The following is a 17,176-nucleotide window of genomic DNA, read 5'->3' as shown; positions in this document are numbered from 1 at the left end:
CGGCGGTCGTGAGCACGGACGTGGACGCGCGGGACGTCGAGGAACACGAGGAGGCCGCGGCGGAGCCCGGTGCCGTCACCGACGAGGGGCAGCCGGACCCGCCCGCCCCCGCCCGGCGGTGGCCCCGCGTCGTGGCGGCGGTCCTGGCCGTCGTGCTCCTCGTGGCCGGCGGGGTGCTCTTCGCCCAGGGCAGAGCGCTGCGCGACACCCCCGCCACCGCCAACCGCGCACTGACCGACAGCGAGGCGACGACCCGGGTCGCGGGAGATGTCAGCAACGCGCTCGGCAAGGTCTTCTCCTACAGCCCGCAGGCCACCGCCGTCACCAAGGAGTCGGCGAAGCAACTGCTCGCGGGCAAGGCGCTCCAGCAGTACGCCGCCCTGTTCGGCCAGGTCGAGAAGCAGTCCGCCGACCAGAAGCTGACCCTCACCACCCATGTCGTGCGCGCCGGGGTGACCCGGCTGACGGAGAACAGCGCCCACTTGCTGGTCTTCCTCGACCAGGTCTACGAGCGCGAGGGCAAGCCGGCCACCACCGCCGCCGCCCAGCTCTCCGTCACCGCCCAACTGCGGGACGGTCACTGGACCGTGGTCGAGATCACCTCCAGATAGCAGTACCCACACACGCGCAACTCGGTACGGATCGGCCGGCAGGGGAGAGACAGCAATGGCACGGGTACGGATCACGAGGAACCCGCTGATGGCGGCGGCGGTCGTGCTGACCGTCGTGGCGGCCGGCGCGGCGGCCTGGGGCGGAGTCTCCCGCTACGAGGCCGCGCACGACGAGTCGGCGGCGTACGCGCAGGCGCGCGACGACGCACTGGCGGCGGGGGAGCAGGCCGTACAGAACATGAACACGCTGGACCACCGGAAGCTGGCGAAGGGACTCGACAGCTGGGAGGACTCCACCACCGGCGATCTGCACCAGCAACTCGTCGACGGGCGGGACGCGTTCGTGAAGCAGATCCAGGAGGCGAAGACGGTCAGCACGGCCCGGATCCTGTCCGGGGCGGTGACCGAGCTGGACGACCGGGCCGGGAAGGCCGGAGTGATGGTGGCGCTGCGGGTCACCGTGACCGCGCCGAAGGGCAAGCCCGCGGTGAAGGAGAGCCGGATGCTCGGCCGGCTCAGCCGTACCTCCGAGGGGTGGAAGCTCAGCGCCCTCGGCCAGGCACCCGTCGGCAACACGGCCGGCTGAGAGGCGGTCGCCCGACCGCCTGTCACGCCACCGACTCCCACCCCGCCACCGAGAGGACCACCGGACATGTCGACGACCCGTCACCTCGTCAACCGTCAGCGCCGCCTGGCCACCGTCGCCGCGGAGCGCGCCGCCGCCCCGGCGCGCGGGACCGCGGCCCCGGACACCGCACTCGACGCACCGGCGCCGGACCCGTCCGCGAAGGACACCGGCACCGACGACGAGGCCGCGCAGGACGAGGCCGGGGACGACGCCGGCCCGGCAGCGGCCCCGGAGAAGAACGAACCGAAGGGCGAACGGCCCTCCCGCCTCCGGGTCCGGCTGCCCGCCGTGCTCTGCGCCCTCACGGTGCTGCTCGGCGCCTTCGCCGCCTGGGCGTTCGCCTCGGCCGGCAGCCTGCGCGACGAGCCGTCCCGGCAGAACACCGCCCTCACCGACATCGGCCGGACCAGCGAGGTGAAAGGCCAGATCGCCGACGCCGTCGGTGCGGTCTTCTCCTACGACTACGCCTCGCCCGAGAAGTCCGAACAGGCGGCCGGTACGCATCTGGTGGGCAAGGCGGTGCAGCAGCACAAGGACATGCTCGCCCAGGTCCGGGCCCAGGGGCAGAAGCAGAAGCTCGTGCTGACCACCACCGTCACCGACAGCGGTGTGGAGCTGCTGGACGGCGACCGGGCCCGGCTGCTGATCTTCGCCGACCAGAGCAACACCCGTACCGGCAAGTCGGACGAGACGACCTACGCGGCGGCCATGTTCGCCGTGGACGCCGTTCGCCGCGGCGACACCTGGCGGATCTCCGCCATCGATACGTTCACCCGGTGACCCGGGGGGAGAGGGGAGCACGCATGAGGTTCAACGGCACGATGCGCCGCGGACTCGGCGGCACGGCGGTCGCGGTCGCCGCGATGGCCGCGCTCACCGCGTCCCAGGCACCGGGAACCGTCGCTCACGAAGCGCCGCCGAAGGAGCGTCCGGAGACCGACGAGGTCAAGTGGTCGCACGTACCCAACGACGACTCGTACCACACCGAACTGCCGCCGCTGCAGTCGCCGAAGCCACCGAAGGCCGGCAAGAAGCAGAGCCCGGCCGCCGCCCGCTCGTGGTCCGAGGCGGGCATCCCCGCCACGGTGCTCGCCGCCTACCGCAAGGCGGAGAGCACACTCGGGCGGACCGACCCCGGCTGCCGGCTGCCGTGGCAGTTACTCGCGGCGATCGGCAAGGTCGAGTCCGGCCAGGCGGGCGGAGGCCGGGTCGACGCCCACGGCACGACGCTCTCACCGATCCTGGGACCGGTGCTCAACGGGGCGGGATTCGCGAACATCCCGGACACCGACGGCGGCGCGTACGACGGCGACCGGCGCTACGACCGGGCGGTCGGCCCGATGCAGTTCATCCCGTCGACCTGGGCCCACTGGGGCCGGGACGGGAACGGTGACGGGCGCCGCGACCCCAACAACATCTACGACGCCGCACTGGCCGCCGGACACTACCTCTGCGCCGGACCGCGCGATCTGTCGGTGAAGGCCGATCTGGACAGGGCGATCCTCAGCTACAACCACTCGGACACCTATCTGCGCACCGTGCTGTCCTGGCTGGAGTTCTACCGCAAGGGCATCCATCCGGTGGCCGACGGCAAGGGCACCGTGCCCAGGAGCCCCGGCGCGGGCGGACCGAACAAGCCGAAGCACCCGGTCGGCGGCCCCGGTGCCCCTGACGGCGGCATCATCGTGGGCCCGCAGCCCGGCGGCTCGCACCAGCCCTCGCCGTCCACCACCCCGAAGCCCTCCGGATCACCGACCGGCTCCCCGGACCCCACCCTCTCCCCGGACCCCACCGACCCGGGCACCGGATCACCCGATCCCACCGACAGCGGACCGGCCACCCCGGACCCCGGCACGAGCCCCGACCCCGGCACGACCGAGCCGGGCCCCGGCTGCCCCACCGAATCACCGTCACCGTCACCCGACCCGACCGGGACGGCCGAGTCCCCGGACCCCGACCCGAGCGCCACCGAGGACCCGTGCGCCACACCGTCCGGCTCAGCGTCCACCGGCTGACAGCACCTGGGCCAGGTCGTACCGCACCACCTCCTCCAGCTGCGCATACGTGCAACCGGAGGGGGTGCGGTCCGGCCGCCAGCGGCGGAACTGGGCGGTGTGCCGGAAACGGTCGCCCTCCATGTGGTCGTACGCCACCTCGCAGACCCGCTCCGGGCGCAGCGCCACCCACGACTGGTCCTTCTTCCCCGACCAGCGGCTCTGCGTCCCGGGCAGCCGGGCCCGCTCGTGGGCCTCGGCATCGGCCCAGGCCGCCCACGGGTGACCGGCGAAGCCGACGCGCAGCGGCTCCAGCTCCGCGACCAGTTCCTCGCGGCGCTTCATCGAGAAGGCCGCGCAGACGCCGACGTGCTGGAGCACGCCCGCGGAGTCGTACAGGCCGAGCAGCAGCGAGCCGACGACCGGACCGCTCCGGTGGAAGCGGTACCCCGCCACCACGCAGTCCGCGGTCCGCTCGTGCTTGATCTTGTACATCACCCGGGTGTCCGGGCGGTACGGCAGATCGAGCGGCTTGGCCACCACACCGTCGAGCCCCGCGCCCTCGTACCGCTCGAACCATTCCTGGGCGAGCGCCGGGTCCGTGGTCGCCGGGGCGAGGTGGACGGGGGCCGAGGCGCCGGACAGGGCCGCCTCCAGTACGGCGCGGCGGTCGGACTGCCGGGTGGAGAGCAGCGAATCGTCTCCCACCGCCAGGACGTCGAAGGCGATCAGACTGGCCGGGGTCTGCTCGGCGAGCAGCCGCACCCGGGAATCGGCGGGGTGGATGCGCTCGCTGAGCCGGTCGAAGTCGAGCCGCCCCTCGTACACGATCACGATCTCGCCGTCGATCACACAGCGCGGCGGCAGATTGTCCCGGACGGCGGTGACCAGTTCGGGGAAGTAGCGGGTGAGCGGCTTGCCGGTGCGGCTGCCGATCACCACCTCCTCGCCGTCCCGGTGCACGATCGCGCGGAAGCCGTCCCACTTGGCCTCGTACTGCATGCCCGGCGGGATCCTGGACACGGACTTGGCGAGCATCGGCTTCACGGGAGGCATCACCGGCAGATCCATGGGCCGATTCTCACGCATCACCTGGCACAAGTCTCCCGATATGCGCCATATGTGAGCCCGGCCTACCGTGACCGTCATGGGTGCAGCGGTGAAAGCAGTGGAGCTCGAAGCCGGCGGACGGGCCGTACGGCTCTCCAATCCGGACAAGGTCTACTTCCCGGAGAGGGGCTACACCAAGAGGGACGTGGCCGAGTACTTCCTGGCCGTGGGGGCCGGCATCACCCGGGCCCTGCGCGACCGGCCCACCACCCTGCAGCGCTTCGTGGACGGCGTCGAGGGCGAGTTCTTCTACCAGAAGAGGGCCCCGAAGAACCTTCCCGACTGGATCCCCACGGCCAGGATCGCCTTCCCGAGCGGCCGGCCCGCCGACGAGATCTGCCCCACCGAGCTCGCCGCCGTCATCTGGGCGGCCAACCTCGGCACGCTCACCTTCCACCCCTGGCCGGTCCGCAGCGCCGACACCGACCACCCGGACGAACTCCGCATCGACCTCGACCCGCAGCCCGGCACGGACTACGCCGACGCGGTGCGCGCCGCCCACGAGCTGCGGTCCGTGCTCGACGGCCACGGGCTGCGCGGCTGGCCCAAGACCTCCGGCGGCCGGGGCATCCACGTCTTCGTCCCGATCGCACCGGAGTGGACGTTCACCGAGGTCAGACGGGCCACCATCGCCGCCGGGCGGGAACTGGAACGCCGTATGCCGGACCGGGTGACCACGGCCTGGTGGAAGGAGGAGCGCGGCGAGCGGATCTTCGTCGACTTCAACCAGACGGCCCGCGACCGCACGATCGCCTCCGCCTACTCCGTACGCCCGCGCCCCGACGCCCCGGTCTCCGCACCGCTGCGCTGGGAGGAGATCGACGACGCCGAACCGCGCGACTTCGACATCAGGACCATGCCGAAGCGCTACGCCGAGGTGGGCGATGTGCACGCGGACATGGACGACCACGCCTTCCGGCTCGACGGGCTGCTGGAGCTGGCGGACCGGGACGAGCGGGAACGCGGACTCGGCGACATGCCGTACCCGCCGGAGTACCCCAAGATGCCGGGCGAGCCGAAACGTGTCCAGCCGAGCCGGGCCCGGCACGACGAGGACCCCGCGGGATGAGCGCGCCCGACGACGCGGAGCACGCCGCGCCGCACGGGGCGCACGGGGCGCACGGCAGACCGCTCACCCGGGGCCAGAAATGGGCCGCCTACAAGGACTCGCCCTACTTCCCCGCCACCGTCCTGGTGTTCATCCTGGCGGCCGCCGCCGGGCTCTTCGCCGGTTCCTACACCTACGCGATGGCCAACCCGACCCCGCACCGGATCCCGGCCGCCGTGGTCAGCCGGCCGGCGACGGAGAGCGGGAAGGAGTTCGTCGCCGCGATGGACAAGGCGCTCGACGCCTCGCTCGACATCCATGTCTTCGCGACCGGGGCGCAGGCCCGTCAAGCACTGGAGGAACAGGAGGTCTTCGCGATCATGCGGGCCGGCGACCGCGGTGTCTCGCTGGACGTGGCGAGCGCCTCCGGTGCCGCGGTCGCCCAGCTGCTCGCGGAGTCCGCGGTGAAGGTGGGGGCCGAGACCGGGGAGCCGGTCGCCGTGCGGGACATCAAGCCCCTGCAACGCGGCGACCCGCGCGGTCTCGCCCTGTTCTACATCTCGCTCGCCGCGGTCATCATCGGCTTCGTCGGCGCGATCCAGCTGAGCGTGCACGCCCGCGCCCTGATCCCGCTGGAACGGATCGCCTTCACCATCGGCTACTCGCTGCTCGGCGGCTTCGCCATCGCCGCGGTGGTGGACTGGTGGCTGGGCGCGGTGGACCTGCCGTTCTTCGAGTCCTGGATGATCCTGGCGTTCACGATGTTCACCTCGGGCATGGTCTTCTCCATGTTCAACACCCTGATGGGGCGCTGGGCGATGATCCCGACCTGGGGAGTGATGGTGCTCCTGGGGAACCCGTCGTCCGGCGGGGCGGTCTCCTGGCCGCTCCTGCCGTCCGTGCTCGGGCACATCGGACGCTGGCTGCCGCCGGGCGCGTCCGTCAACGCCCAGCACACCGCGGTGTACTACCAGGGCCACCAGCGGATCTTTCCGTATCTGGTGCTGGGCGCCTGGGCGGTGGTCTCCTGCACGGTGTTCTGGGTGTGGCGCCACCGGCACCCGGGAGGCCGTGACCACATGCCTCAGCATGCGGCCACGGCCACCTGAACCGGTCCCGGGCTACAGCTCCTTGATACGGATGTCGCGGTACGAGATGACGTCCGAGGTGCTGTGGACCTGGAGTCCGATGTAGCCGGACGAGTACCGCCTGCCGTCGGTGCCCGGGTCGTCGCCCCGCGGCGGCTCGAAGACCTGGCCGCGGTCGTTGTCGAACTCGTTCAGCAGGACACCGTTGCGGTAGATCGAGTAGTGCTGGTCCACCACCCGGATCTCGTAGTCGTTCCAGGTGCCCTTGGGGGTGACCCCGGCGCCGGCCAGGCCGACCCGGTCGAAGCCGTAGACGGAGCCGGTCTTGTACATGTCGCCGTCCGGCCTGTCGAGGATCTGCACCTCATGGCCGTACTTGATGGCGACCCACTCCGGGCGGGACTCCTCCGGGTTGTCGTGGACGTTCGGGAAGCGGACGAAGACACCGCCGTTGGCGTTGCCCGCACCGGGGGCGTCGTCGCGCCACTGGAGCTTGAGCGAGAAGTCGCCGTACTGCCGGCCCGGGAACCAGAGCATCCCCATGCCGTCCACGGTCGTGGAGCTGGTGATCGAGCCGTCCGCGTTGAGACCGAACTTCCCGCCGCCGACCTGCTGCCACTTGGCCAGCGACTCGGCCGTGCCGTCGAAGAGCTTCCGGTAGCCCTCGTCCTGGCCCGGCTCGCCGATGCCGGACTGCTTGGCCGCCCGGTAGATCTTCTTGTGCTCACGGGCGTCGATCACACCCGCGGTGAGCAGCTTGTCGAGGACACCGTCCACGTGCTTGAGGAACAGCGCGTGCGAGGACCAGTCCTTCTCGTCCTCGATCAGCTCGTTGATGGTGCAGCGGTTGCCCGTGATGCGGTTGGGGACACCGGTGTCGACCGTGCCGACGATGACGGTGAGCCGCTCGTCGAACTCCGGGCAGTTCGGCGCCGGTACGCCCCCGCTCTCCGCGACGGTGAACGACACCTGCTTCGCCACGGATGTGTTGCCGGCCTTGTCCGTCGCCCGGTGGGCGACGGTGTGATAGCCGACCCGGTCGACGATGACGGTGGTGGTGTACGCGAGGTACGGGCCGCCGTCGAGCGAGTACTCGACCTTGTCCACGCCCGATTCCGCGTCGGTCGCGGTGAGGGTCACCTTGGCGCTGGTGATGTAGGCGTTGTCGGAGTTCTTGGTGCCCTCGACCTTGGCGGAGGTCTCCGGCGGGGTCTTGTCCTGCGTCGGCGGTGCGACCACGGTGAAGTCGGCCGATTTCTCCGCCGCCGCGTTGCCGGCCTTGTCGGTGGCGCGGTAGCGGACCGTGTGCGTACCGGTCTCGTGCACCATCACGGGTGCGGTGTACGGCTGCCAGGCGCCGTCCGCCCCGACCGCGTACTCGATGGTGTTGACGCCGGACCCGGTGTCGGAGGCGGTCACGGTGACCGTCGCCATGCCCAGGTACCGCCCCTGGTCGTCCTTCTCGCCGGACACGGTCGCCGAGGTCTCCGGCGGGGTCTTGTCGTCCGTCGGCGGTGCGGCGACCGCGAAGTCGACCGATTTCTCCGCCGCCGCGTTGCCGGCCTTGTCGGTGGCCCGGTAGCGGATCGTGTGCGGACCGACCTCGTCGACCACGACCGGTGCGGTGTACGGCTGCCAGGCGCCGTCCGCCCCGACCGCGTACTCGACGGTGTCGACGCCGGAACCGTCGTCGGTCGCCGAGACGGTGACCGTCGCCTGACCGATGTACGCGCCGTCGGCGTTCTTGTCACCGTCCACCTTCGCCGACGTGCCGGGCGCCGTGGTGTCCTCGCCGCCACCGCCGTCGGTCACGGTGAGAATGCCCTGCATCGCCTCGTGCCCCGGCATGGTGCAGTGGTAGAAGTACCGGCCGGGGGTGAGCGTGACCTCGGCGGTGTGCTTGCCACCCTGGTCGTCGCCCGGGTTGGCCAGGATGTTCAGCGCGACATCGTTGTTGAACTCCGGGTCCGAGACGCTGAACGTGAGGGTGTGCGGCATCCCGGTGGTGTTGCCGGTCGCCGCGCTGTTCTCGAAGACGATGGTCGCCCTGCCGGCCACCGCGGTCTTCGGGGCGGACAGATAGTGGTCGATGGGGTCGCCCGCGGTCCAGGTGAGAACCTGCTCGGCCGCCGCATCCGCTTCCCCGGGAGCCGCCGTACGGCCGTAGGCCGCCGTCGAGGTCAGCCCCAGCACCATCAGGAACGAACCCAGCAGCGCGAGCCACAGCCTGGCGGGGCGGTACCGCCTTCGGGAGAGAACCGGACGATGTCTCACTGCACTGCCGCCTTCCTGGCCAGATCCCCGGCGGCCGGGGTCGGACCGCCGCCCTTGTACGTCACACGCCACAGCGCGGACTTGGAGTCGGAGGTGAAGAAGCCGCGCCCGTAGTCCAGGACGTACAGCGAACCGTCCGGGGCGAACTTCCAGTCCATCAGGTTCCGGATGCCGTCCGCCCCGACCGGAATGATCTTCCGCAGCGACTCGGCGTGGGTCGGCAGGCCGCCCTTGCCGACCGTCTTCGGGTCGGTGAGCACGGCGTGCCGGGGCTGGGTGTCGTCGTAGAAGTCACCGACGAACCACTTGCCGTCCCAGTAGGAGGGCCACTTGTCGGCGCTGGTGCTCGCCGCGTCGTACCGGTAGACCGGGCCGTTCATCGTGGCCTGGCCGCCGCCCTTGAGCCACGGCAGCAACTGCTTCTGGTCCTCGACCTTGTAGCTCGGGATGCCGTTGGCGTCGCGCGGGTAGTCCACGCCGCCGCCCTGCGGCGAGTACCAGATGGTGTTGGCGGTGACCGGCGGCAGGTTCACCAGGCCGTCGTTGTTCGGCGACTCGTTCTTGGGATGGTCGCAGTCGTACCAGCCGAGCGGCTTGGTGGGGTCGGGCAGATTGCGGTCCCGGTAGGGCTGCTTGTTGCCCATGCAGTACGGCCAGCCGTGGTTGCCCGCCTTCGTGATCGCGGCGAACGTGTCGTACTTGGCCGGACCCCAGGTGGTGGAGGGCGCGCCCGCGTCGGGGCCGACCCAGCCCGCGTACAGCGTGTCCGTCGACCTGTCGACGGAGATCCGGGCCGGGTTGCGCACGCCCATCACATAGATCTCGCCCCGGGTCTTGCCGCCGCCCTCGTCGGGCTCCTTGCCGGTGAAGAGATTGCCCTCGGGCAGAGTGTAGGTGCCGTCGTCCTCGGGGTGGATCCGCAGGATCTTCCCGTTGAGGTTGTTCGTGTTGCCCGCGGTGCGGCGGGCATCGGCGAACGAGACGCCCTTGTAGTTCGGCTGCGGGTTGTTCCCGGAGTAACCGTCGCTGAAGCCGGAGGAGTTGTTGTCACCGGTCGCGATGTACAGGTTGCCCTTGGAGTCCCAGGCCATCCCGCCGCCCGCGTGGCAGCAGCTGTGGACCTGGACAGGCCAGTGCAGCAGCACCTTCTCCGACGACAGGTCCAGCTTGTTCGTGGTCAGGTCCATGGTGAAGCGGGAGACCTGGCGCACCGCCATCTGCTTGTCACGGTCCAGCTTCGAGTGCGGGGTGTAGTGCAGATACACCCAGCCGTTCTTCTCGAAGTCCGGGTCCAGCTCGATGCCGAGCAGCCCCTCCTCGACCTTGATCAGTTCGTCGCCGCCGCCCTTGTTGCCGAAGATCGTCAGCTCACCGGCGAGGGTGACCTTCCTGGTCTTCGGGTCGTAGACGTGGATCTGTCCCAGACCCTTGCCGATGTCCGGGTCGTTCCAGTCGGTGACGACCGGCCTGCTGCTGTCGGCGCCGCCGCGCCCGATGTACAGCACCCGTCCGTCGGGGGCGGTGACCAGGCCGTGCGGCTCGCCGATCTGGTCGTTCTGCCCCGGCTGGTTGGGCTGGGTGACGCGCTCGGCCTTGTAGTTGGAGTCGATCGTCGCCTTGCAGTCGGCCTGCGAGATCCGGGTCGTCCAGTCCAGCGCGCCGCGCAGATGGTCGCGGAAGTCGGTCTCCGCGAAGCTGTCGGCGGTACCGCCCATCGCCGTGTAGAAGGACCGGCCGCCGTCGTAGTCGCGGCACCAGGAGACCGGGTGGTCCCAGCCGTTGGCACTCGCGCCGGGCTTGTAGGTGATCTCGCGGACCCGGGCCACGGTGTGCACGTCGCCGGACGGGTTCTTCGTCCAGTTCAGCCACTTGTCGGGGCGCTTCCACTCCAGCGGGAGGTTCTTGGTCGCCGGATGCTGCCGGTCACCGATCTCGACCGTCGCACGCTGTACGGCGGCCGGGCTGTCGGCGGCCGGGCGGGCGCCGACCAGGCCGGTGAACCAGTCCGAGTACGGCTCGGTGCGCGCGGCGTCGTGGATGCCGAGGAAGCCGCCGCCCGCTTCCATGTACGCCTCCAGGCCGGCCTCCTGCTCCGGGTCGAGGACGTCGCCGCCGCCGGTCAGGAAGACCACGGCGTTGAACTTGCCGAGCCTCTTGCCGTTGGTGAAGACCGCCGGGTCGTCGGTGGCGACGGTCTTGAACCGGCCGGACTCCGGGCCGGTGAGGCCGATCTTCTCGATCGCCGCGATCCCGGCGTCCACCGTCGGGGACTCCTCGGTGGCCGAGGCGTGGAACACCAGTACCTTGACGTCGGCGCCGCCCGGCGGCGACGGCAGGGACAACGTTGTCGCCAGGGAGCCGGGCGGCTCCGGATAGGGCCTGGCCTCGGCCGTGCTGGCGCCGAGCAGGGAAGCGGTCAGTGCGCCGGCCGCGAGGCCCGCCGCGAGTCCGCGTCGCGATCTGGACCTGTGATGTGGTGCGCGCTGCATGTGGTCACCCACCCCTCTTTGGTCACTGCAACAGCGCATGAAGCTAGACCTCTTTTCGTGGTCCGCCAATAGCTATGGCAGCAATCGCACGAACTTTGTCCTGACTGTGGATAAACGGGAGTCCTCCGGCTACGGTATGGCCCGTCCGGGGCGGCTCGGCGCTCCAAATTCCTTGGATCGGTGGGGAGTTCGGCATGGACAGAAGGAGCTTCAACCGGCGGCTGCTGGTCGGCGGCGGAGTGGCGGCCACGACCGGCCTGACATCGTTGTCCCTCGGTGCGATCGAGGCCAGCTCGGCGGAACCCGCGGTGGAGACCGCCCCGGCCGGCGGTGTGGTCCGCCATCTCAAGCTGTACGCCGAGAAACTGGCGGACGGTCAGCTCGGGTACGGCCTGGAGAAGGGCAAGGCATCGGTCCCGGGCCCGCTCATCGAGATCAACGAGGGCGACACCCTGCACATCGAGTTCGAGAACACGACGGATGTGGCGGCCAGCCTCCACGCGCACGGCGTCGACTACGACATCGCGAGCGACGGCACCCGGATGAACAGGAGCATCGTCGAACCCGGCGCCACCCGTACCTACACCTGGCGCACCCATGCCCCCGGCCGGCGCAAGGACGGCACCTGGCAGCCGGGCAGCGCGGGCTACTGGCACTACCACGACCATGTCGTCGGCACCGATCACGGCACCGGCGGCATCCGCAAGGGCCTCTACGGTCCGCTGATCGTCCGGCGCAAGGGCGACATCCTGCCGGACAAGACGATCACGATCGTCTTCAACGACATGACGATCAACAACAGACCGGCCCACGAGAGCCCGAACTTCGAGGCCACGGTGGGGGACCGGCTCGAAGTCGTCATGATCACGCACGGCGAGTACTACCACACGTTCCACATCCACGGTCATCGCTGGGCGGACAACCGGACCGGGCTGCTCACCGGCCCCGACGATCCGAGCCGGGTCATCGACACGAAGATCGTCGGCCCGGCGGACTCCTTCGGCTTCCAGGTCGTCGCGGGCGAACACGTGGGTGCGGGCGCCTGGATGTACCACTGCCATGTGCAGAGCCACTCCGACATGGGCATGGCCGGACTGCTGCTGGTCGCCAAGCCGGACGGCACCGTGCCGGGGTACGAACCGCACCACAAGGCGGCCCACGGCACGGCATCCGAGGGTGCGGCGAAGAAAACGGCGAAGAAAACGGCGAAGGAACCGGCGAAGGACACCGCTGCGCACGATCCGGCGGCACACCGCTCCTGACACGGCGGGTCCGCGGCGCCGGGACGCCGTCGGGCGCGTACGTCCCGACGGCGTCAGCCCTCCGGCACCTCCAGCGCCGGGGCGTCCGCCCCGGTCGCCAGCCGCAGCTGTTCCTCCTCGACGATGCGGCGGGCCAGCGCCCCGTCCGACACATCCACCGCGTCCGGCGTCGTCTCGGCGACGTCGCTGCGCCGCGCGTACAGGTCGAACAGCCGCTCCTTGCGGGCCAGGATGTCCAGCATCCGTTCGTCGACGCTGTCGGCCGCGAGGAGCCGGTGCACCTGGACGGTCCGTATCTGTCCCATCCGATGGGCGCGGGCCACCGCCTGGTGCTCCATCGTCGGCTTGATCTGCGGCTCGCAGATGATGACCACCGAGGCCGACTGCATGTTCAGTCCGACTCCGCCCGCCTGGATCTGGCTGAGCAGAACGGCATGGCCGTCCACGGCAGCGAAATCGTCGATCAGCCGCTGGCGGCGGTCGGCCGCGAGGCTCCCCGACAACGGGCCGAACACCGGTGAATCCAGGGCCTGTCCGACCGTCTGGAGCACGTCACGGAAGTAGGAGAACACCACGACCTTCAGGCCGTTGGCCGCGGCCTCGGCCACCAGCTCGCGCAGCCGGTTCAGCTTCGCGGACGTCGCGGGCCGGGCGTACGCGGCCCGGCGCATCCGCATGAAGTGCCCGGCACCCACCGCCTCGCGGTAGGCGTCGAGATCCTCCGGGCTGAGCTCCTCCCACTCGTCGACCTGCACCAGCGCCGGGAGTTCGGTCAGCACATCCACCTGGTTGCGCCGCAGATAGGCCGGGGCGACCGCCCTTCGGAAGGCGAGCGAACCGGCGGCCCCGTGGGTGGTGTGTATCGAGGGGGCCAGCTCCGGCTGGAGGTGACGGACCAGGCTGCGGAACTCCTCGACGCGGTTCTCCATGGGCGTACCGGTCAGGAACAGCACCCGTTCGGTGTGCTGCGTCCAGCCGGACACGGCCCGGGACCGGCGGGTGGCGGGGTTCTTGACGTAATGGGCCTCGTCGACCACCAGCATGCCGGGCCGGGTGCCGCAGTCCGGGGCGGCCGGCAGGGTGTGCAGGGCGTCGAACGTGGTGAGGGCGACCCCGCCGCCGCGACGCCATTCGTCGAAGGCGGACTGCCGCTCGGGGCCGTGCACCGGCAGGGTGCGCAGGGTGGAGCGGGCACGGATCTCGCGCGCCCAGTTGATCAGCACGCTCGCCGGGCAGACCACCAGGAAGTGCGTCTCGCCCCGCGCCGAGAGGTGCGCGAGCGCGGCGATGGCCTGCACGGTCTTGCCGAGCCCCATCTCGTCACCGAGGATCACCCGCTTCTGCGCGAGCGCGAACCGGGCGCCGAACGACTGGTAGCCGCGCAGCGAGACCCGAAGATGGGCGTCGTCCAGCCGCAGACCGCGCACCCGGTCCGCCATCCCGGACGGCAGGAACCCCTCGGCCGCGTCCCGGTCCGGTCCGGTGCCGGACAGCTCGGCGATCAGGCTGTAGTACTCGGCCGAGCGCAGCTCGAAGTCCACCCAGGCCGCGACGTCCGACTCCGCGCCCCGCAGCAGATCGACCGAGACCTGCCCGAACAGCAGGGGCAGTCCCCGCTCGTCGGCCTCGGCGACGACGGCCCGCACCTCGGCGACCGCCTCCAGCGCCCGGGAGCGGGCCTGGCGCCGGGTGAACACCATGCGCAGCCGCCCCCGCGCCGGTCCCGCGGCGGCCAGCAGGGGTTCGAGGCGCCCGACGAGCCGGCCCGCGGCGGCCACCGCCCGCCGCACGTCGGGACCGGCCTCGACCAGCCGGTGCAGTGCGACGACCAGAGCGGTCGTGGCGTCGTCCGGGGCGTCCACGTCTATCCGGACCGCGACGGTGTCCCGCACCGCGTGGGCGATCTGCCCGGCCGCGGCCAGCACCTGGTCGGCGGTCTGCGCACCGACCCCGGGGATCTGGCGCAGCTCGTAGCGGCTGGTCTCGTGGACCTGGCCGACGGTGGTGAACCCGGCCTGCTCGACCGCGCCGATCCGCAGCCTGCCCTCGGTGACGTCCTTGAGCCTGGAGGCCGGGATCGTGGCGAGCTCCCGGCGCACGAGGGAGTCGAGCAGCGGCTTCAGCGCGGTGTGCACGGCATCGACGGCACGGGTGTGATCGGCCGGCACGGCGCGCGCCGTCTCCAGCAGCCGCTCGGCCCGCGTCAGCAGCTCGCGCGCGGCCCTACCCGTGGGCGCCCCGTCCTCCGTCGCTCCGGCCTGTGTCATGTACGTCCCTCTGTCCGCGCAGCCCGGCTGCCGTCCTGCCCGGCACCTGCCCCGGACGCGTCCTATCGTGCCACGCGGCACCGACAGACCGGGCTGCTCAGGGCCTCGGCGGACGGCGCTCGGCCGGGGAGAGCAGCAGGACCTCCAGGGCCCGCGCGCAGGAGCGGGCCTGCGACAGGAACCAGTCGGTGCGCGCGTCCGTGATCACGGACGGGGTGGCCCGGACCGCCAGGGCGAAGCGGGCATGACCGGCGCCGTCCAGGACCGGGACCGCCAGGGTCCGCACCCCGTGCGCCGACTCGCCGTCGTTGAGCGCGTAGGCGTCGGACCGCACCTTCGCCAACTCGACCTCCAGGGCCGCCGGTTCGACGATCGTCCGGTCGGTGAACGCGGGCAGCGGGGGCAGCGAGGAGGGCCCGCCCTCGCCCGGCCGGGCCCAGGCCAGCAGGACCTTGCCCAGCGCGGTGGAGTGCAGCGGTCTGCGCAGCCCCACCTTCGGCGTCACCGAACCGCCCGCCACGATCACCGCGTGGGGGCCGCTGCGCAGCGCCAGGTCGGCCGTGGCGCCGGTGCGTTCGGCGAGATCGGTCAGCTCGGGGGCGGCCAGATGCAGGCCCCGCTGGTGGTAAGAGAGCCTGCCCAGCTCGGTGACGGCGGGGCCCAGCCGGTAGCGGGAGGTGCGGGCGTCCTGCTCCAGAAAGCCCGCGCCGAGCAGGGTGCGGGCCAGGCGGTGCGCCGTGGAGGCGGAGAGCCCGAGGCGGCGGGCGAGGTCGGAGGCGCTGAGGTCGGGGCCGTTGTCGTGGAAGCAGTGCAGCACGTCCAGGGCGCGCCGGACGGCCTGGGCGCCACCGGGAGCACGTGCTGCCGCGGCCTCGGTCATGTCGGTCCACTCTCCGCTCGTCAGGGGCTCGGGGGCATTCGGTTGCCACATTACGGGAGTTGAAAGGTACGGATTCCTGGCCGGGTTCCTGACTGGTACCTGGCCGGGAAACACTCCGTTCACGCTCGATCCCACATCATGGGAAGCGAGTTGTGGGCCGGTCCGGGTCCGTGGCAGTCTGCACCACGTCACCACCGACGAGCGGAAGGGAGCAGTGCCATGGCCGGCCGCCGAACAGCGCCCCCCGCCCACGCCGCCCCGGTCCCGCTCGCCCTGACGCTGCGCCGTCACATCGACCTGGCGCGGGTCTCCAGCGCCGCCTGTCGCTGACCGCTCCCCCCGCAGCCCCTTTCACACCTCACTCCGCCGCGATCCGACACGGTCCGGAGCGCTTCGCCGTACGCGGTCCCACACCCCCGACGTACCTGCCGCGCGCCCACCACACCGTCCCGCTGCGCGCCCCCCGCTTCGCCGACCCCTCGGGAAGACTCCATGACGCATGCCGTCCTGCCCCGGACCCTCTGGTTCACCCGCTGTCCCGTACCCACCGCGACCGGCATCGCCGCCGACCGCCGGTGGCTCACCGAAGAGTTCGCCCCCGACGGAATCGAGGTGCGGTCCCTCCAGGACGCCGCACCCGGCGTCGACCGGGCCGCCCACTACACCCACGCCCTGCCGGGCCTGTTCCGCGAAGGCGGCAACGTACCCGCGCTGTGGGCCCGTTCACGCGGGGAGCGGACCCGGCTGATCGGTCTCACCTGGATCGAGGAGCGGCAGACCGTACTGGTCCGTCCCGGCACCGGGATCCGGGGCGTCGAAGCACTGCGCGGACTGCGGCTCGCCGCACCCGTGCACGACATTGCCATCGACTTCTGGCGGGCCATGGCCCTGCGCGGCTTCGAGGGCGCACTCGCCACCGCCGGACTCGGGCCGGACGACGCCACGTTCGTCGACGTGCCCGCCGCCGGACACCGGGACCAGTGGGGTCCCGAGCTGGCGGCGCTGCGGCGCGGCGACGTCGACGCCGTGTACGTGAAGGGCGCCCTGGCCGTCGAGGCCGCCCGGCGGGCCGGTGCGGAGGTCGCCGTCGAACTCGACGAACTGGCCGACCGCCGGTTCCGCGTCAACAACGGCACCCCGCGCCCCATCACCGTCCACCAACAGCTCCTCGACGACCACCCCGGCCTCGTCGACCGCTTCCTCGCCGTCCTGCTCAGGGCCGCCGACTGGGCCGCCGAACAGCCCGCCGAGGTCGACCGGATCCTCGGCGCCGAGACCGGCGCGGGCGCCGAGGGCGTCACCGGGGCCTACCGGCCGGGCACCCATCTCACCCTCCACCCCGGTCTCTCCCCGGACCGACTGAGCCTGCTCGCCGAGCAGGAGGCCGGGCTGCGCGCCCACGGCTTCCTGCCCGAACCCGTCGACATCACGGCCTGGGCCGACCCCGAGCCGCTGCGCCGCGCCACCGCACTGGCCGCCTCCCGCCCCGCCCACCGCGCCTTCGCCCCCGAGTTGTGAGGACCCC

General features: G+C 71.4%; 14 protein-coding genes. 9 read left to right on the top strand and 5 right to left on the bottom strand.

The features are described from left to right. Positions 1-8: 8 nt before the first annotated feature. From EES42_RS26185 to EES42_RS26170, 4 genes are all read left to right on the top strand, one after another. Positions 9-611, top strand: coding sequence for a hypothetical protein (locus EES42_RS26185; protein ID WP_124720697.1), 603 nt, complete (start codon positions 9-11; stop codon positions 609-611). An 88-nt stretch (positions 612-699) separates the two neighbouring features. Then, positions 700-1,197 carry a nuclear transport factor 2 family protein gene (locus tag EES42_RS26180; RefSeq protein WP_124720894.1) on the top strand — a complete coding sequence of 166 codons (498 nt, stop codon included), beginning with the start codon at positions 700-702 and terminating at the stop codon, positions 1,195-1,197. Between the two features lie 66 nt (positions 1,198-1,263). Beyond that, positions 1,264-2,019 carry a hypothetical protein gene (locus EES42_RS26175; RefSeq protein ID WP_124720696.1) on the top strand — a complete coding sequence of 252 codons (756 nt, stop codon included), beginning with the start codon at positions 1,264-1,266 and terminating at the stop codon, positions 2,017-2,019. 23 nt (positions 2,020-2,042) lie between these two features. After that, positions 2,043-3,254: a lytic transglycosylase domain-containing protein gene (locus tag EES42_RS26170; RefSeq protein ID WP_124720695.1), complete on the top strand. Its 1,212-nt coding sequence runs from the start codon at positions 2,043-2,045 to the stop codon at positions 3,252-3,254. Here EES42_RS26170 and EES42_RS26165 read toward each other — a convergent pair. After that, a complete protein-coding gene (locus EES42_RS26165; protein WP_124720694.1) occupies positions 3,237-4,304 on the bottom strand; it encodes an ATP-dependent DNA ligase in 1,068 nt (355 codons plus the stop codon). The genes EES42_RS26170 and EES42_RS26165 overlap by 18 nt on opposite strands. A 76-nt stretch (positions 4,305-4,380) precedes the next feature. Here EES42_RS26165 and ligD point away from each other — a divergent pair, with 76 nt between their 5' ends. After that, the gene (gene ligD, locus EES42_RS26160) at positions 4,381-5,412 is read left to right on the top strand and encodes a non-homologous end-joining DNA ligase (protein ID WP_241196588.1); all 1,032 of its coding nucleotides are present in this window, start codon (positions 4,381-4,383) and stop codon (positions 5,410-5,412) included. Then, positions 5,409-6,500, top strand: coding sequence for an ABC-2 transporter permease (locus tag EES42_RS26155; protein WP_124720693.1), 1,092 nt, complete (start codon positions 5,409-5,411; stop codon positions 6,498-6,500). Before ligD ends, EES42_RS26155 begins: the two co-directional genes overlap by 4 nt. A gap of 12 nt (positions 6,501-6,512) precedes the next feature. On the opposite strand, the gene EES42_RS26150 is transcribed toward EES42_RS26155, so the two are convergent. Next, positions 6,513-8,753: an OmpL47-type beta-barrel domain-containing protein gene (locus tag EES42_RS26150; RefSeq protein ID WP_124720692.1), complete on the bottom strand. Its 2,241-nt coding sequence runs from the start codon at positions 8,751-8,753 to the stop codon at positions 6,513-6,515. After that, on the bottom strand, positions 8,750-11,242 hold the full coding sequence (locus tag EES42_RS26145) for a ThuA domain-containing protein (RefSeq protein WP_124720691.1): 2,493 nt from the start codon (positions 11,240-11,242) through the stop codon (positions 8,750-8,752). Before EES42_RS26145 ends, EES42_RS26150 begins: the two co-directional genes overlap by 4 nt. 194 nt (positions 11,243-11,436) lie before the next feature. Between EES42_RS26145 and EES42_RS26140 the strand changes: the two genes are divergently transcribed. Then, a complete protein-coding gene (locus EES42_RS26140; protein WP_124720690.1) occupies positions 11,437-12,504 on the top strand; it encodes a multicopper oxidase domain-containing protein in 1,068 nt (355 codons plus the stop codon). Between the two features lie 53 nt (positions 12,505-12,557). On the opposite strand, the gene EES42_RS26135 is transcribed toward EES42_RS26140, so the two are convergent. Together EES42_RS26135 and EES42_RS26130 are read right to left on the bottom strand one after the other, a co-directional pair. Further along, positions 12,558-14,771 carry a DEAD/DEAH box helicase gene (locus tag EES42_RS26135; RefSeq protein WP_124720689.1) on the bottom strand — a complete coding sequence of 738 codons (2,214 nt, stop codon included), beginning with the start codon at positions 14,769-14,771 and terminating at the stop codon, positions 12,558-12,560. Positions 14,772-14,868: 97 nt separating this feature from the next. Next, positions 14,869-15,651, bottom strand: a complete 783-nt coding sequence (locus EES42_RS26130; protein WP_124720688.1) for an IclR family transcriptional regulator — start codon at positions 15,649-15,651, stop codon at positions 14,869-14,871. Between the two features lie 219 nt (positions 15,652-15,870). Here EES42_RS26130 and EES42_RS47625 point away from each other — a divergent pair, with 219 nt between their 5' ends. Continuing rightward, positions 15,871-15,981, top strand: a complete 111-nt coding sequence (locus EES42_RS47625; protein WP_346775429.1) for a putative leader peptide — start codon at positions 15,871-15,873, stop codon at positions 15,979-15,981. A 162-nt stretch (positions 15,982-16,143) separates the two neighbouring features. Continuing rightward, complete coding sequence (locus EES42_RS26125; protein WP_124720687.1) at positions 16,144-17,169, top strand: ABC transporter substrate-binding protein; 1,026 nt, start codon at positions 16,144-16,146, stop codon at positions 17,167-17,169. The last annotated feature ends 7 nt before the right edge of the window (positions 17,170-17,176 follow it).

This window comes from Streptomyces sp. ADI95-17 (assembly GCF_003846175.1).
Taxonomy (GTDB): Bacteria; Actinomycetota; Actinomycetes; order Streptomycetales; family Streptomycetaceae; genus Streptomyces; species Streptomyces sanglieri.
Note: the sequence above shows the minus strand (reverse complement) of the source record. Positions and strands in the feature narration are given on the sequence as shown.

Coding starts and splice junctions, on each gene's coding strand:
- EES42_RS26180 (WP_124720894.1), top strand. CDS start 700: ATGGCGGCGGCGGTCGTGCTGACCGTCGTGGCGGCCGGCGCGGCGGCC.
- EES42_RS26175 (WP_124720696.1), top strand. CDS start 1,264: ATGTCGACGACCCGTCACCTCGTCAACCGTCAGCGCCGCCTGGCCACC.
- EES42_RS26170 (WP_124720695.1), top strand. CDS start 2,043: ATGAGGTTCAACGGCACGATGCGCCGCGGACTCGGCGGCACGGCGGTC.
- EES42_RS26165 (WP_124720694.1), bottom strand. CDS start 4,304: ATGGATCTGCCGGTGATGCCTCCCGTGAAGCCGATGCTCGCCAAGTCC.
- ligD (WP_241196588.1), top strand. CDS start 4,381: ATGGGTGCAGCGGTGAAAGCAGTGGAGCTCGAAGCCGGCGGACGGGCC.
- EES42_RS26155 (WP_124720693.1), top strand. CDS start 5,409: ATGAGCGCGCCCGACGACGCGGAGCACGCCGCGCCGCACGGGGCGCAC.
- EES42_RS26145 (WP_124720691.1), bottom strand. CDS start 11,242: ATGCAGCGCGCACCACATCACAGGTCCAGATCGCGACGCGGACTCGCG.
- EES42_RS26140 (WP_124720690.1), top strand. CDS start 11,437: ATGGACAGAAGGAGCTTCAACCGGCGGCTGCTGGTCGGCGGCGGAGTG.
- EES42_RS26135 (WP_124720689.1), bottom strand. CDS start 14,771: ATGACACAGGCCGGAGCGACGGAGGACGGGGCGCCCACGGGTAGGGCC.
- EES42_RS26130 (WP_124720688.1), bottom strand. CDS start 15,651: ATGACCGAGGCCGCGGCAGCACGTGCTCCCGGTGGCGCCCAGGCCGTC.
- EES42_RS47625 (WP_346775429.1), top strand. CDS start 15,871: ATGGCCGGCCGCCGAACAGCGCCCCCCGCCCACGCCGCCCCGGTCCCG.
- EES42_RS26125 (WP_124720687.1), top strand. CDS start 16,144: ATGACGCATGCCGTCCTGCCCCGGACCCTCTGGTTCACCCGCTGTCCC.